Annotated in this window: 11 protein-coding genes; 1 reads left to right on the plus strand and 10 read right to left on the minus strand. The window is 70.3% G+C overall.

Annotated features, from left to right (window positions below; translation table 11 throughout):
• Nucleotides 1-7: 7 nt before the first annotated feature.
• The 10 genes from D1J60_RS14625 to D1J60_RS14670 all read right to left on the minus strand — a co-directional run bounded on the left by D1J60_RS14625 (nucleotide 8) and on the right by D1J60_RS14670 (nucleotide 12856).
• Nucleotides 8-232: a hypothetical protein gene (locus tag D1J60_RS14625; protein WP_125821389.1), complete on the minus strand. Its 225-nt coding sequence runs from the start codon at nucleotides 230-232 to the stop codon at nucleotides 8-10.
• A gap of 73 nt (nucleotides 233-305) precedes the next feature.
• Nucleotides 306-1733 carry a NarK family nitrate/nitrite MFS transporter gene (locus D1J60_RS14630; protein WP_241253271.1) on the minus strand — a complete coding sequence of 476 codons (1428 nt, stop codon included), beginning with the start codon at nucleotides 1731-1733 and terminating at the stop codon, nucleotides 306-308.
• 2 nt (nucleotides 1734-1735) lie between these two features.
• Nucleotides 1736-2104, minus strand: a complete 369-nt coding sequence (locus D1J60_RS14635; RefSeq protein ID WP_125821390.1) for a hypothetical protein — start codon at nucleotides 2102-2104, stop codon at nucleotides 1736-1738.
• Nucleotides 2101-2763, minus strand: coding sequence for a Rieske (2Fe-2S) protein (locus D1J60_RS14640; RefSeq protein ID WP_125821391.1), 663 nt, complete (start codon nucleotides 2761-2763; stop codon nucleotides 2101-2103). Before D1J60_RS14640 ends, D1J60_RS14635 begins: the two co-directional genes overlap by 4 nt.
• On the minus strand, nucleotides 2760-3359 hold the full coding sequence (locus tag D1J60_RS14645; RefSeq protein WP_042801027.1) for a 4Fe-4S dicluster domain-containing protein: 600 nt from the start codon (nucleotides 3357-3359) through the stop codon (nucleotides 2760-2762). The genes D1J60_RS14640 and D1J60_RS14645 overlap by 4 nt, the downstream gene beginning before the upstream one ends.
• Nucleotides 3360-3366: 7 nt before the next feature.
• Complete coding sequence (locus D1J60_RS14650) at nucleotides 3367-5685, minus strand: molybdopterin oxidoreductase family protein (protein WP_125821392.1); 2319 nt, start codon at nucleotides 5683-5685, stop codon at nucleotides 3367-3369.
• The gene (locus D1J60_RS14655; protein WP_125821393.1) at nucleotides 5682-6782 is read right to left on the minus strand and encodes an MFS transporter; all 1101 of its coding nucleotides are present in this window, start codon (nucleotides 6780-6782) and stop codon (nucleotides 5682-5684) included. The genes D1J60_RS14650 and D1J60_RS14655 overlap by 4 nt, the downstream gene beginning before the upstream one ends.
• A gap of 67 nt (nucleotides 6783-6849) precedes the next feature.
• Entirely contained in the window at nucleotides 6850-7719 is an 870-nt protein-coding gene (gene pflA / locus D1J60_RS14660; RefSeq protein WP_125821394.1) for a pyruvate formate-lyase-activating protein, read from the minus strand.
• Nucleotides 7720-7872: 153 nt separating this feature from the next.
• Complete coding sequence (gene pflB / locus D1J60_RS14665; RefSeq protein WP_125821395.1) at nucleotides 7873-10143, minus strand: formate C-acetyltransferase; 2271 nt, start codon at nucleotides 10141-10143, stop codon at nucleotides 7873-7875.
• Between the two features lie 1306 nt (nucleotides 10144-11449).
• Nucleotides 11450-12856, minus strand: coding sequence for an MFS transporter (locus tag D1J60_RS14670; RefSeq protein WP_125821396.1), 1407 nt, complete (start codon nucleotides 12854-12856; stop codon nucleotides 11450-11452).
• A gap of 232 nt (nucleotides 12857-13088) precedes the next feature.
• Here D1J60_RS14670 and D1J60_RS14675 point away from each other — a divergent pair, with 232 nt between their 5' ends.
• Nucleotides 13089-14261 carry a low temperature requirement protein A gene (locus D1J60_RS14675; RefSeq protein ID WP_241253272.1) on the plus strand — a complete coding sequence of 391 codons (1173 nt, stop codon included), beginning with the start codon at nucleotides 13089-13091 and terminating at the stop codon, nucleotides 14259-14261.
• Nucleotides 14262-14291 lie beyond the last annotated feature (30 nt).

Genomic DNA, 14291 nt, shown 5'->3' on the forward strand with positions numbered 1-14291 from the left:
CCGAGGGTCAGATGTGGTGCGGGGGCTTCTCGTCGAGGAAGCGGGCCAGGTCGGCCGCGCTGCCTCCGGCGGGCGGCCGCTCGCCCCAGCCGCGGTCGGTGTCGTCCGAGGACTGCTGGTCCAGCGGGTCGTCGAAGACGAGCTTCGGCCTGGGCTTCGGCTTCGTCGTCTCGGGCGTCGCCCCGGCTGCGGGCTTCGGGGACTGCGGGTCGGGGGCGGGGGCGGTGCTCATGCCCCAAGGGTACGGCCGCCCGCGCCCCCGGCCCCGGTCTGTGTCACGGCCGCTGCCGCTGCCGCTGCCCGGGTCAGCTGGGGGCTTCCGCGCCCTTGCGGGCGTAGAACCACCAGCAGACCGCGAGGCAGGTCGCGTAGAAGCCGATGAACAGCCACAGCGCGTGGGTGACCGCCACGGCGGCGAACATCGCGGGGATGAAGAAGAAGCCGTAGGCGGCGATGGCGGAGGAGAAGCCGGTGACGGCGCCCGCCTCCATCTCCGACTGCTTCAGCGCGGCCGCCTGCGCCTCGGGTCCCTGGCCCTGCGCTTGGCGCATGTGCTGCTCGCGGAAGATCACCGGGATCTGCCGGAAGGTCGAGCCGTTGCCCAGTCCGGAGAAGGCGAAGGCCGCCAGGAAGCCGGTGAAGAACGCCCAGAAGTTTCCCTGGTCGCCGCCGGACGGCAGCGCGAAGATCACGACCACCAGGGACGCCGCCATGCCGACGAAGGACAGCATGGTCACCCTGGCGCCGCCGAACTTGTCGGAGAGCCAGCCGCCCGCCCAGCGCATGAGCGCGCCGATGAACGGGCCGATCCAGGCGTAGGTGGTGGCCTGGTAGCCCTGCGTCTCGAAGTTGTTCTTGATCAGCAGGGGCAGGCCGGCGGCGAATCCGATGAAGGACCCGAAGGTGCCGACGTAGAGCCAGGTCATCAGCCAGTTGTGCTTGCGCTTGAAGATGACCTTCTGCTGGCTGAAGGGGGCCGCGGCCACCTTGAGGTCGTTCATCAGGAACCAGGCCAGCAGCGCCATGATCACCAGGAGCGGAACCCAGAGGAAGGCGCCGTTCTGGAGCCAGATGTCCGTGTTCTCCTTCGCGTCGTGCTGCGGGCCGCCCGCGGGGGCGCCGAGGACGGCGGCGGTGACCACCAGCGGGGCGACCAGCTGGACGACGCTCACGCCGAGGTTGCCGAGGCCGCCGTTGAGGCCGTTGGCACTGCCCTTCTCCCGCTTGGGGAAGAAGAAGCCGATGTTGGCCATGGACGAGGCGAAGTTCGCGCCGCCGATGCCGCAGACGGCCGCGATCAGGGCCAGCTCCCAGTAGGGGGTGTCGGTGTCCTGGAGGGCGAAGCCCAGCCACAGCATGGGGACGATCAGGATGAAGGTGCTGAAGGCGGTGAACTTCCGCTCGCCGAAGATCGGGCCGATGAAGGTGTAGAGGATCCGGAAGGTGCCGCCGGTGATGCCGGGGATGGCCGTCAGCCAGAACAGCTGCGACTTGGAGAAGCCGAAGCCGACGTCGTTCAGCTTGACGACGGTGACCGACCAGACCTGCCAGACCACGAAGCCGAGCATGAGCGCCGGGATGGACACCCAGAGGTTGCGCTGGGCGACCCGGCGGCCGGTGGCCTGCCAGAAGGCCTCGTCCTCGGGGCGCCAGTCACCGATGAGGGCACCGGGCTTGTAGGTCTCGGCGCGGTGCGAGCGCACCGCGGACGGGGTGGGCGTGGGTATCGACATGGTCATCGGTCCTTCGGGTCGAGGAGCCACAGGGCGATCACGACGAGGAAGGACAGGACCAGGAATCCCGCCCCCCACCAGGCCGTGCCGGTGTTGCCCTTCATCCACTCGTTGACGGTGACGGTCAGGGCCCAGAGCTGCCCGATCACGACCGTGAGGGCCAGGGCCAGCCGGGCGTTGAGCTTGGAGGAGCGCTCGGGTTCCTGTTCGGTGCCGGCGCCCGGGCCGGGGCCGGTGTGCCGGACGCGCGGGTCGCCGTAGCCGCTGGTGGCGCGGATCTGCGGGTACCGCTCGTGGACCGGCCGGTTCAGCCGGGGCTGGGTGCTCCCCGGGCGGTACGCGGGGCGGGGAGGGAGCTGTGCGTCGCTCATGTGCGCCTGCTTTCGTCGGCGCGGGCCGGACCGGGGCAGCCCAGGCGCTGTGCCGTCTCGGGCTGGGAGTCGCCGAACTGCCGGCACAGGGCTTCCTTGGCGGGCTCCCCGGAGCGGGCTGTGGCGACGGCCCAGACGCTGCCGTCGCTCCGCTCGGTCAGGAAGATCCTCGGGAGTGGGCGGGGTGGCGGCCCCGCGGTGACCTCACCGGTGCGGGCGTCGAAGACGCCTTCGTGGCAGGGGCAGTACAGCTCTCCTTCGGGCCCGCGGTCCTCGCGCCAGAGCACGGCGCAGGCCAGGTGGGTGCAGACGGCGGAGTAGGCGACGAGGCTGCCGTCGCCCAGGCGGATGGCGAGGGCCCGGTCCTCGTCGCCGGGGAACCTGAAGGCCACGGACTCGCCCGGTGCGAGCTGGTCGGTGACCTTCTTGGCTTCGGGCATCGTCTCGCTGTCGCCGTGACGGTGGAGGATGCCGGAGGCGACTGCGACCCCTCCGACGGCCAGGCCGCCGGAGACGGTGGCGACGATCCGCAGGTAGTCGCGGCGGGTGGTGAGGGAGTCGGCGCTGATCCGGTCCCGCAGCTGGTCAGCGGCCGCGTCGCCGCCGCCGGCGTCCGGGCCCGGTCCGGAGCCGGGTGCGGGCTGCTGGGTCACGCTCATCGGACATCCACCCCATTCACCTCCACGACGGGCAGTCCGCCGGGAACGGGCCACTGGACCTTGTCTGCGGGGACGACCATCGCCACGCCGGTGGAGACGACCACGTCGCCGAAGGCGAAGGAGTCGGCGACCTGGACGCCGGGGCGTTCGGCCTGGAGCTCTTCGAGCGTTCCGTAGAAGAGGGCCCCGGTCGGGCAGACGGTGGCGCACATGGGGGCGAGGCCGTAGGCGGTGCGGTCGTAGCAGAGGTTGCACTTCATCTGGAGCTTCGCCTGGAGGTCGATCTTCGGGACGCCGAAGGGGCAGGCGTTGACGCAGTTGGCACAGCCGATGCAGCGTGTGGTGTCGGCCTGTTGGACCACGCCGTCCGCGGTCACGAGGATGGCGTCGGCGGGGCAGACCTCCGCGCAGGGCGCGACGGGGTCCTCGCAGTGCATGCAGACGGTGGGGAGCGAGGCGACGGACTGGCCGGGGTCGGTGTAGTCCAGGTGGATCATCGACTTGCCGCGGTGCGAGTCGCATTCGCGGCAGGCGGAGACGCAGGCCTGACAGCCGATGCAGCGGCCGGGGTCGATGAAGATCGTGCGGCCCATCATGGCGGCGTCAGCTCCTCTCCGCCGTGCCACGGCCCTGTGAGGACGTGGGGGGCAGGGGGTCGGTGCGGGAGACCTGGGTCTCCGGGTAGGCCTGGCGGCCGGGGGCCGTGGGCGGTGCGGGGACCTCGTCGACGCGTTCGGCCGCCTCGATGCGGGCGGCGCACACCTTGTACTCGGGGATCTTCGAGCGGGGGTCGAGGGCGTCGATGGTGAGGGCGTTCGCGGCCGTCGGGACGGGCCAGTGGTAGGGGATGAAGACGGTGTCGGGGCGGATGGCCTCGGTGACGAGGGCCGGGAAGACCTCGCTGCCGCGTCGCGTGACCACCCGGACGGGGTCACCGTCGCGGAAACCGTGGGAGGGGTGCACCTCCACCCAGGGGCGCGGTGTCTGTTCGACGAGGGCGCCCAGCCGGCGGGTCTGGTTGCCGGACAGGAAGTGGGCGACGGTGCGGCCGGTGGTGAGGGAGAGCGGGAACTCCTCGGTGTAGGCGTCCATGGGCGGGTGCCATTCGACGACCTGCATGTGGATCTTGCCGTCGGGGTGGTAGGTCCTGCCGTCCTCGAACAGGCGGGGCGTTCCGGGGTGCTCGGTGGACGGGCAGGGCCAGGCGATGCCTCCGGTCGCTTCGAGCCGCTCGTAGGTGATGCCGTAGTAGTCGTTGACGGTGCCGGCGGAGGCGATGCGGAGTTCCTCGAACACCTCGCGGGAGCCGGCGAAGTCGAACTTGTCGCCGACGCCGAGGCGTCTGGCCAGTTCGCACATCACCCAGGTGTCGGTGCGCACCCCGGCGGGCGGCTCCTGGGCCTTGTTGTGCTTGACCACCCGGGCTTCGGTGTTGGCCATGACGCCCTCGTCCTCGGCCCAGACGGTGACCGGGAAGACCACGTGCGCGTTGGCGGCGGTCTCGGAGAGGAAGAAGTCGAACTGGGCGTGGAAGTCGAGGGTGTCGTAGCCCTGCTTGACCGCCCCGTAGTTGGGGAGTGAGACGAACGGGTTGTTGCAGATGCCGATCAGACCGCGGATCTCCTGCCGCTGCATCTGCCAGACCATTTCCATCATGGAGGTGCCGGCGGGCGGGAGGTCGGCCTCGTCGATGCCCCAGATCCGGCAGATCTGGCGGCGGTGCTCCTCGTTCATGATGGAACGGCCGCCGGGCAGGAGGTCGGCTTTCTGGCCGTGTTCGCGGCCGCCCTGGCCGTTGCCCTGGCCGGTGATGGTGCCGTAGCCGGCGCCCGGTTTGCCGAGGTTGCCGGTGGCCACGCACATGTTGATGACGGACAGGCAGTTCTCGACGCCCTGGGAGTGGTGTTCGATGCCGCGGGCGTGGAAGGCCATCGCCTTGTCCGCTCCGGCGAACATGCGGGCGACCTGGACGATCTGGGAGGCGGGGATGCCGCAGATCTCGGCGGAGCGGGCGGGCGGGTATGCCTGGACGGTCTTCTTGACCTCGTCCCAGCCGGTGGTGTGGGCCGCGAGGTACGCCTCGTCGGTGAGGCCTTCTTCGACGATGACGTGGAGCACGGCGTTGAAGAACGCCGAGTCGGTGCCGGGTTTGACGGGGACGTGGACGTCGGCGGTGCGGGCGATGGCCGTCTCGCGCGGGTCGATGACGATGAGCGTCGCGCCGCGGTCGCGGGCGCCCCAGACGTACTGGGTCATCACGGGGAAGCACTCCCCCACGTTCGACCCGGCGATCAGCAGGCAGTCGGTGAGGAGGATGTCGGAGAAGGGGTTGGCGGCGCGGTCGATCCCGAAGGCGAGCTTGTTGGCGCCGGCGGCGCTGACCATGCAGAGGCGGCCGTTGTAGTCGACGTGCCTGGTCTTGAGGGCGACCCTGCCGAACTTGCCGACGAGGTAGGTCTTCTCGGAGTAGAGGCTGGCGCCGCCGAGCAGCCCGAAGGCGTCGTTGCCGTGGGCGGCCTGGATGCGCCGGATCTCGGAGACGGTGAAGTCGAGGGCCTCGTCCCAGGAGGCCTCCTTGAACTCCTCGTAGCGGGACCGGCGCATCAGGGGCGAGGTCAGCCGGTCGGGGTGGTTGACCTGCTGGTAGGCGTTGATGCCTTTGGGGCACAGCCGCATGCGGTTGATGTCGTGGTTGCGGGGTTCGACGCCGAAGACCTTGCCGGCGTTGTCGACGCGCAGGTACATGCCGCACTGCACGCCGCAGAAGCAGCAGTGGGTGGGGACGAGGGTCTCGCCGTTCTGGTCGGCGTGCCACCGGTCGGCGGGGATGCCGCCGGCGTCGCGGAAGTTGCGGGTGCCGGGGGGTGCGATGGCCGGGTCGAGGGGCAGGGGTGCCGGCTTGGCGGGGTCCGTCGCGGTCACTTGAAGCCCTTCTTGACGTGGGTCAGGTAGGCGTGGCCGCGCAGGACCCGCTTGCAGCGGGGGCAGTATTCGGCGAAGGCGTGGAAGTCGAGCCGGAGGTCCTGCATCGTGCCGCGCAGGTTCTCCACGTACGGGGTGGTGTCGATGGGTTCGCCGCAGCGCTTGCAGGCGAAGATCTCCTCGTCCTGGCGGGCGGTGTACTTGAAGAGCTGCATGCCGACCGCCGCCGGCCGCTGGACGATGTGGAAGAACTTCCCGAAGGGGATGTAGATGAGCGTGAAGACCACCGAGACCATGTGGAGGATCGCCAGGAACTCGTAGCCGCCGCCGTGCAGGAAGATCGACGAGAAGGTGAGCAGCAGGCCGGTCACCGAGATCACGATGAGGCAGATCAGCGGGAGCAGGTCGTAGGCGAAGCGCTGGCCGGTGATGGCGCCGCGGTCCTTCATGCGGCGCCACAGGAAGTACGAGGCGCCGGGGATGACGAGGACGGCGGCGATGTCCAGGCCGTGGAACATCAGCCAGCCCAGGACGTCGAGCGAGTTGAAGCCGACGACTTTGAAGCCCCAGATCCGCATCTCGTAGCCGGGTCCGGATCCGCTGTCGGAAGTGAACGTGAACCAGCCCCAGGTGAGGGGGAAGGTGATCGCGGCGGCGAGCAGGCAGCCCCAGAAGATCAGCTGGTGGGCGGCCCAGCGGGCGCGGGAGCGGGCGCCGAGGAACTTCTGGAAGCCGAGGTAGGTGGCGGTCATCTTCGGGAGGGCGGTGGGTGCCTTCTTGAAGTTGGCGGCCGAGAAGAAGCTGCCGAAGCCCTTCTTGAAGAGGCGGCGCGCGCCGGGTGCGGACACCCAGACCGTGTACCGGTAGGCCACGCCGAAGGCGAGGAAGACCGTGGCGACGGCGTACGGCAGCAGGGCGGAGTCGAAGTCCCGCAGGAGGCGGCTGCCCAGCACGATCGCGGCGATGAGCAGGAGGGAGACGGCGACGCCGGCCGCGGTGGCGCGTGCGGTGACGGACCGTCCGGCCTGTGGCGGGTTCTCGGGCGGCCCGGGGGGTGGGGGCGGGGCTGCGACGAGTGCTTCTGTGGGCTCGGACACAGCACCACGCTAGGTGGTCTATGCCGATTCAGCCCGTTATGCGGAGCTTGGGGTTGCTCCGAACGGGTCATGCGGCCTTCAGCCCGTGCGCCGCGAAGACGGCCTTGGCCTCCTCCACCTGTGCGGGGGTCGGCGACGGGGTGTCGTGCAGGGTGAAGGGCATGTCCAGGGCGTCCCACTTGCTCTCGCCGAGCTTGTGGAAGGGCAGTACGTCGACCCGCGACACGTTCCCGAGGCCGCCGGCGAAGGCGGCGACCCCTTCGACGTTCTCGCGCGCGTCGGTGAGTCCGGGCACGAGCACGAACCGCAGGTGCACCTCCTTGCCGAGGTCGGCGAGGCGGCGCGCGAAGTCCAAGGTGGGCTCCAACGGCCGGCCGGTGACCTTCTTGTAGGTGTCGCGGTCCCAGGACTTGATGTCGAGCAGTACGAGGTCCACGTCGCGCAGCAGCGCGTCGCTGGCCCGGGAGCCGAGGAAGCCCGAGGTGTCGAGGGCGGTGTGGAGGCCCAGGTCGTTCTTCATGCGGTGCAGGATTTCGCCGGCGAAGACGGGCTGGAGGAGGGGTTCGCCGCCGGAGATGGTGGCGCCGCCGCCGGAGGCGGAGATGAACCGGGTGTACTTGCGGGCTTCGGCGATGACGGCGTCGGCCGAGGTGCGCCGGCCGCTGCGCATCCGCATGGTGTCGGGGTTGTGGCAGTACAGGCAGGTCAGCGGGCAGCCGGCGAGGAAGGTCACGAAGCGGGTGCCGGGGCCGTCGACTCCGGTGGACAGGTCCCAGGAGTGCACCGAGCCCTCGCTCGGGCGCTGCGTCGCGGCGGCGGCCAGGGTCCGCGCGGGGGTGGCCGGGGGCTGCTCGGTGGCGGCCGGGGGGCGGGTGGCGCTGACGACGGGGGCGTTCTCGGGGCCGACGGGGAGGCTCGTACCGAAGTAGACGGTCATGGCAGGTGCTCCAGTCGTGTTCCGGCGTGTCGAGTGCGTGCGGTGTGTGCCGGGGGCGCTGCGTGCGTGCTGTGCGTGCGGCGTGGCCGGTGGGGTGCGTGGCTCGGGGCCGGAGTGAGGGCCCGGCCCCGGGCCGCGCGGTCTGCGGTGGCGCTACAGCGCGCCGTGGAAGGTGCGGTTCAGCACGTCGAGCTGCTGTGCCCGGGTGAGCCGCACGAAGTTCACCGCGTAGCCGCTGACGCGAATGGTCAGCTGCGGGTACTTCTCGGGGTGCTCCATGGCGTCCATGAGGGTGTCGCGGTTCAGGACGTTGACGTTCATGTGGAAGCCGTCGACGGCCATGTAGCCGTCGAGGACGCCGGCGAGGTTCCTGATCCGCTCCTGCGGGGTGCGGCCGAGGCCGTCGGGGGTGACGGTGTTGGTCAGCGAGATGCCGTCCTCGGCGGCGGCGTAGGGGAGCTTGGCTACCGACAGGGCCGAGGTGACGTAGCCGTGGGTGTCGCGGCCGTTCATCGGGTTGGCGCCCGGGGAGAACGGTTCGCCGGCCCGGCGTCCGTCCGGGGTGTTGCCGGTCTTCTTGCCGTAGACCACGTTCGAGGTGATCGTCAGCACGGACTGGGTGTGCTCGGCGCCCCGGTAGGTCTCGTGCTTGCGGATCTTCCTCATGAACTCCTCGACGAGCCAGACGGCGATCTCGTCGACGCGGTCGTCGTTGTTGCCGTACGCCGGGAACTCGCCTTCGATGGCGTAGTCGGTGGCGAGGCCGCTCTCGTCGCGCACGGCGGTGACCCTGGCGTGCTTGATGGCGGACAGCGAGTCGGCTGCGACGGACAGGCCGGCGATGCCGCAGGCCATGGTGCGGCGCACGTCGCGGTCGTGCAGCGCCATTTCGAGGCGCTCGTAGGCGTAGCGGTCGTGCATGTAGTGGATGACGTTGAGGGCGTGGACGTAGGTCTCGGCGAGCCATTCCATCTGCTCGTCGAACTTGGCCATGACCTCGTCGTAGTCGAGGACGTCGGAGGCCGGCAGGCCGGTCCGCGGCCCGACCTGGGCGCCGGACTTCTCGTCCCGGCCGCCGTTGATCGCGTAGAGGAGGGTCTTGGCGACGTTGACGCGGGCGCCGAAGAACTGCATCTGCTTGCCCACCGGCATGGCGGACACGCAGCAGGCGATGGCGGTGTCGTCGCCGAAGCGCGGCCGCATCAGCTCGTCGGATTCGTACTGCACCGAGGAGGTGTCGATGGAGACGCGGGCGCAGAACTCCTTGAAGCCCTGCGGAAGCCGCGGCGACCAGAAGACCGTCATGTTGGGCTCGGGGGCCGGGCCGAGGTTGTAGAGGGTCTGGAGGTAGCGGAAGGAGGTCCTGGTGACGAGCGGCCGGCCGTCCTCTCCCATGCCGCCGATGGACTCGGTGACCCAGGTCGGGTCGCCGGAGAACAGCTCGTCGTACTCGGGGGTCCGCAGGAAGCGGACGATGCGCAGCTTGATGATGAAGTCGTCGACGAGTTCCTGTGCCTGTTCCTCGGTGAGGACGCCGGCCTCGATGTCACGCTGTAGATATATGTCGACAAAGGTGGAGGTGCGTCCCAGGGACATGGCGGCGCCGTTCTGCTCCTTCACGGCGCCGAGGTACGCGAAGTACAGCCACTGGATGGCTTCGCGGCCGGTGGTGGCGGGTCCGGAGATGTCGTAGCCGTAGGAGGCGGCCATCGCCTTGAGTTCGGACAGTGCGCGCATCTGCTCGGCGAGTTCCTCGCGCAGGCGGATCGTCTCCTCCAGCGAGCGGTTGCCGGCGGGGAGGGAGTTCAGCTCCTCCTTCTCGTCCTTCTTGCGGGCGATCAGGCGGTCGACTCCGTAGAGGGCCACGCGGCGGTAGTCGCCGATGATGCGCCCGCGGCCGTACGCGTCGGGGAGGCCGGTCACGATGCCGGCCTTGCGGGCGGCGCGGATCTCCGGGGTGTAGGCATCAAAGACGCCCGCGTTGTGGGTCTTGCGGTATTCGGTGAAGACCTTCTCCAGGTCCTCGGAGACCGGGTAGCCGTAGGTCTCCAGGGCGCCGGCGACCATCCGCCAGCCGCCGTAGGGCATGATCGCGCGCTTGAGCGGGGCGTCGGTCTGGAGGCCGACGATCAGGTCCTTGTCGCGGTCGATGTAGCCGGGGGCGTGTGCGGTGATCGTCGACGGGATGTCGTGGGCGACGTCGTAGATGCCCCTCTCCCGCTCTTCCGGGAACTTGTCGGTGATCGCCTTCCACACCGCGGTGGTGCGCTCGGTGGGGCCGGCGAGGAAGGAGCCGTCGCCTTCGTACGGCGTGTAGTTCTGCTGGATGAAGTCGCGGACGTCGATGGCGTCGCGCCAGAGGCCGCCCTTGAACCCTTCCCAGGCCTGGCCGTTCTTCGTGGTCTCCACAGGGGTGGCAGTCATCACCGGCACCTTCTCCGAGTCGCCTCATTGCTTGGGTCCATTCCACGCCTTTTGATCGATCATTTGGTGCCGCGATGGTCCTGAGCTGAGGCCCGAAGGTCCTCCGAGGGTGCCGAGCCGGCCGCTGGCACCACCTTTGAGCTGGCCGTTCTCACGGGACCTAAGTCCGTAGTGCGCTTGTGAATCGATTCACAAGAATGGGGAGTGGGAGCCCGGAAAGTCAGAAAAGCAGCATTTCTGCGGCGCCTGTGGATGACGCGACGCACGTCGTGAACGGGCCCGGCAGCATGAAGGAAGTCAGCGCGAGCGCGAGAGGAATGAGGCGGAGATGAGCAGTGACGTGATGGCGGGTTACCAGGGGTTGTCCTGCGCGGTGCCGGACGGCCCGGACGGGCCGGCCAGCCCGCCGAGGAAGAGGAGGAGGAAGAGGTACGCGGCCCAGCGCGCCGGCGGCCGCGGAGGGCTCGCGGGAGCGGTGGGCCCGGCCTCTCCGGCGGCGGGGCGGTGCGGATGCCGGCTCTCAGCGCCGTCCGGACCGGCGGAGGCGCCCATGGCGGTGGAGACGGGGGACTCGGTGATACGGCAGCAGGCGGCGGTGCAGGGCGGGTGACGGCGCCCGCCGGGTCCGGGTCGTGGCCGGCGGATGGCGGCGGGGGCCGACGGATGGCGTGAGCCGGGCTCGCCCCCTCCGTGCCCCCTCCCGCCCGGCGGCCCACCCGGGGTCAGCCGCCTGACGCCCGCGAGGCCGGGACCCGACGCAGGGCGCGAAACGGGAACCGAGTACGGGACTTTCGCGGGGGCAGGAGGGGCAGGTCCGGCGTCTGGGGGTGAAGCCCGATTCCGTGGACTGGACCCGGCGCCCGGGGGCAAAGCCCGACGCCACGGACGAGGCCCGGCGCCGCGGGCGTGACCCGACGCCCCGGATATGGGTCCGAGGCGCCGGGGTGGGCGGGAAGCCCGGGGCGAGGGTCTGGGGCCTCGGGTTCGCGGGACGCCCAGGGCGAGGGTCCGGGGCCTCGGGTTCGCGGGACGCCCAGGGCGAGGGTCCGGGGCCTCGGGTTCGCGGGACGCCCAGGGCGAGGGTCCGGGGCCTCGGGTTCGCGGGACGCCCAGGGCGAGGGTCCGGGGCGTCAGGGTTGGCGGGACGCCCGAGGGCAGGGGTGCGGCGGCCCGCTTCGCGGGAGCCCGAGGGCTGGGGCGGGGCCTCCCGCTTCGCCCCGGCCTGAGGGCAGGGGCCGGGGCGTCGGGCTTCGGGGAGCGCCAGGGGGCGGGAGCGTGGCTGGCGGGCGGGGTGGTGCTGGGCGGGTTAGCTGGGGGCTTCGGCGTTCTTGCGGGCGTAGAACCACCAGGTCACGACCACGCAGCTGGCGTAGAAGGCTACGAAGCCCCACATCGCGCTGGTGACGGGGAAGTTGGCGAACATCGCTGGGATGAAGAAGAAGCCGTAGGCGGCGATGCCGGCGGTGAAGCCCGTCACCGCGCCGGATTCGATCTCCGCCTGCTTGAGGGCGGCCGCGTACTGCGGGGTGCCCTCCGTCAGGCCCTTCAGGTGCTGCGCCCGGAAGATGACCGGGATCTGCCGGAAGGTCGAGCCGTTGCCGATGCCCGAGAAGAAGAAGGCGGCCAGGAAGCAGAGGAAGAAGCCTTGGAACGAACCGTGGTCAGAGCCCGAGGGCAGGAAGTTGATGACACCGATGATCGATGCGCCCATGCCCACGAAGGAGAGGATCGTCACCCGGGCGCCGCCCAGCTTGTCGGCGATCCAGCCGCCCGCCCAGCGCGCCAGCGCGCCCAGGGCCGGGCCCATCCAGGCGTAGGTGGCGACCGAGTACGCGGGGAAGGTGGTCTTGATGAGCAGCGGCAGGGCTGCGGCGAAGCCGATGAAGGAGCCGAAGGTGCCGACGTAGAGCCAGGTCATCAGCCAGTTGTGCTTGCGCCGGAAGATGATCTTCTGCTGGCTGAAGGGGGTGGAGGCGACCTTGAGGTCGTTCTGTCCGAACCAGGCGACCGCGGCGAGGACGACCAGGACCGGGATCCAGACGAAGGCGGCGTTCTGGAGGTAGATCTCCGAGCCGTTCGCCTTCTTCTGGCCCGCTCCGATGGCCAGGACGGAGGAGGTGATCAGGATGGGGGTGAGCAGTTGGACCACGGAGACGCCGAGGTTGCCGAGGCCGCCGTTGATGCCGGTGGCGTTGCCCTTCTCCTGCTTCGGGTAGAAGAAGCCGATGTTGGCGAGGGAGGAGGAGAAGTTCGCGCCGCCGATTCCGCAGAGGGCGGCGATGGCGACCATGGTGGTGTAAGAGGTGTCCGGGTCCTGCACGGCGAAGCCGAGCCAGAGCAGCGGGATGACCAGGACCACCGTGGAGAGGGCCGTGAAGCGGCGCTGGCCGACCATCGGGCCGAGGAAGGTGTAGAAGATGCGGGCGGTGCCGCCGGTGATGCCGGGGACGGCCGTCAGCCAGAACAGCTGCGACTGGGAGTAGCCGAACCCGACGTCCTTCAGGTTGGTCGCCGTGATGCTCCACACCTGCCAGACCACGAAGGCCACGAGCAGGGCGGGGACCGCGATCCACAGGTTTCGGGTGGCGACCTTCTTCCCGGTGGAGTGCCAGAAGGCGGGATCCTCGGGGGTCCACTGCGTGATGGTGCGGCCCGGGCGGTACTGCGCCGGGTCGGCGAGGACCTGTGGCGCTTGCTGCGTGGCGGAACTCATGGCGTGGTCCTGAACATCGAGACGGGTCCTGACGCATCCAGGCTCCGTCCCGGGGGGCGGGGGGCGGCAGGGGCGAACGTCGTGCGGGTGGCGGGACCTTGTCCCGCCGGGCGTGGTCCCTTCGTCTCGGGGCCGGGCTGGGCGGCCCGCTACGAGTCCGCCCGGGGTACCCGGGGGGCGTCGGCCGCGCGCCTCGCCGGTCGGGGGGTCGGGCCCTGGTGTGCTGGACGGTATGACGTACGTACCGATGACCGCCCGCAGCCGCGACGAGGGGCACCGGACGGCGACCTCGCTGGAGCTGTTCTTCGACCTCTGCTTCGTCGTGGCGATCGCCCAGGCGGGGGCCCGGCTGGTGCACGCGCTGGCGGAGGGCCATCCGGCGAGCGGGGTGGTCGGTTACTTCTTCGTCTTCTTCGGCGTGTGGTGGGCGTGGATGAACTTCACGTGGTTCGCCTCCGCCTACGACTGCGACGACGTGCCGTACCGGGTGGCGACGCTGGTGCAGATCGCCGGTGTGCTGGTCTACGCGGCGGGGGTGAGCCGGGCCTTCGACGACAACGACTGGACGGTGGCCGTCATCGGCTACCTGATCATGAGGGTGGCGCTGACGGCGCAGTGGTTGCGGGCGGCGGCCGGGGAGAGCGGTGCGGCGCGTTCGGCGGCACTGAAGTACGCGGCGGGGCTGGTGATCTGTCAGGTGGGCTGGGTGGGGCTGCTGTTCGTCCCGGAGGCTTGGAAGCGCTGGCTGTTCCTCGTGCTGGTGGTGGCCGAGCTGCTGGTGCCGGTGCTGGCCGAGCGGGAGCACCAGACACCCTGGCACGCGCATCACATCGTGGAGCGGTACGGCCTGTTCACCATCATCGTGCTGGGCGAGACCATCGCGGCGAGCACGGTGGCGGTGGAGTCGGCCCTGAACGAGCACGAGGCGTTGGGCGAGCTGCTGCCCATCGCGGCGGGCGGGCTGTTGATCGTCTTCGCCGCGTGGTGGATCTACTTCGCGGTGCCGATGCACGAGCGGCTGAACACCAACCGGGAGGCGATCCCCTGGGGCTACGGCCATCTGCTGATCTTCGCTTCGGGTGCGGCGATCGGTGCGGGCATCGAGGTGGCGGTGGAACACGCGGTGGGGCAGGCGCACATCTCGCAGGTCGCCGCGAACGCGGCCGTGACCGTCCCGTCGGCGCTGTTCCTGCTGATGGTGTGGTTGCTGCACTCGCGGCACTTCAAGCGGGGTGCGGCCCAGCAGCTGGTGCTGCCGGTGTCCGCGCTGGCGCTGCTCGCCTGTACGTGGGCGGGCCCGTACGCGGTGCTGTACGCGGGGCTGGTGGCGACGGCCGCGGTGGTGGTCGGCATGACCCTGGCGGTGCGCGGCGGGCAGTTCGAGCGTGTGGGCGCGGATGTCTGAGGCCGCGGCCGTCACCCCCACGCCCCCGGA

It is taken from the genome of Streptomyces sp. W1SF4, assembly GCF_003950035.1.
Classification (GTDB): domain Bacteria; phylum Actinomycetota; class Actinomycetes; order Streptomycetales; family Streptomycetaceae; genus Streptomyces; species Streptomyces racemochromogenes.

Coding starts and splice junctions, on each gene's coding strand:
- pflA (WP_125821394.1), bottom strand. CDS start 7,719: ATGACCGTCTACTTCGGTACGAGCCTCCCCGTCGGCCCCGAGAACGCC.
- D1J60_RS14640 (WP_125821391.1), bottom strand. CDS start 2,763: ATGAGCGTGACCCAGCAGCCCGCACCCGGCTCCGGACCGGGCCCGGAC.
- D1J60_RS14635 (WP_125821390.1), bottom strand. CDS start 2,104: ATGAGCGACGCACAGCTCCCTCCCCGCCCCGCGTACCGCCCGGGGAGC.
- D1J60_RS14675 (WP_241253272.1), top strand. CDS start 13,089: ATGACGTACGTACCGATGACCGCCCGCAGCCGCGACGAGGGGCACCGG.
- D1J60_RS14670 (WP_125821396.1), bottom strand. CDS start 12,856: ATGAGTTCCGCCACGCAGCAAGCGCCACAGGTCCTCGCCGACCCGGCG.
- D1J60_RS14630 (WP_241253271.1), bottom strand. CDS start 1,733: ATGTCGATACCCACGCCCACCCCGTCCGCGGTGCGCTCGCACCGCGCC.
- pflB (WP_125821395.1), bottom strand. CDS start 10,143: ATGACTGCCACCCCTGTGGAGACCACGAAGAACGGCCAGGCCTGGGAA.
- D1J60_RS14625 (WP_125821389.1), bottom strand. CDS start 232: ATGAGCACCGCCCCCGCCCCCGACCCGCAGTCCCCGAAGCCCGCAGCC.
- D1J60_RS14645 (WP_042801027.1), bottom strand. CDS start 3,359: ATGATGGGCCGCACGATCTTCATCGACCCCGGCCGCTGCATCGGCTGT.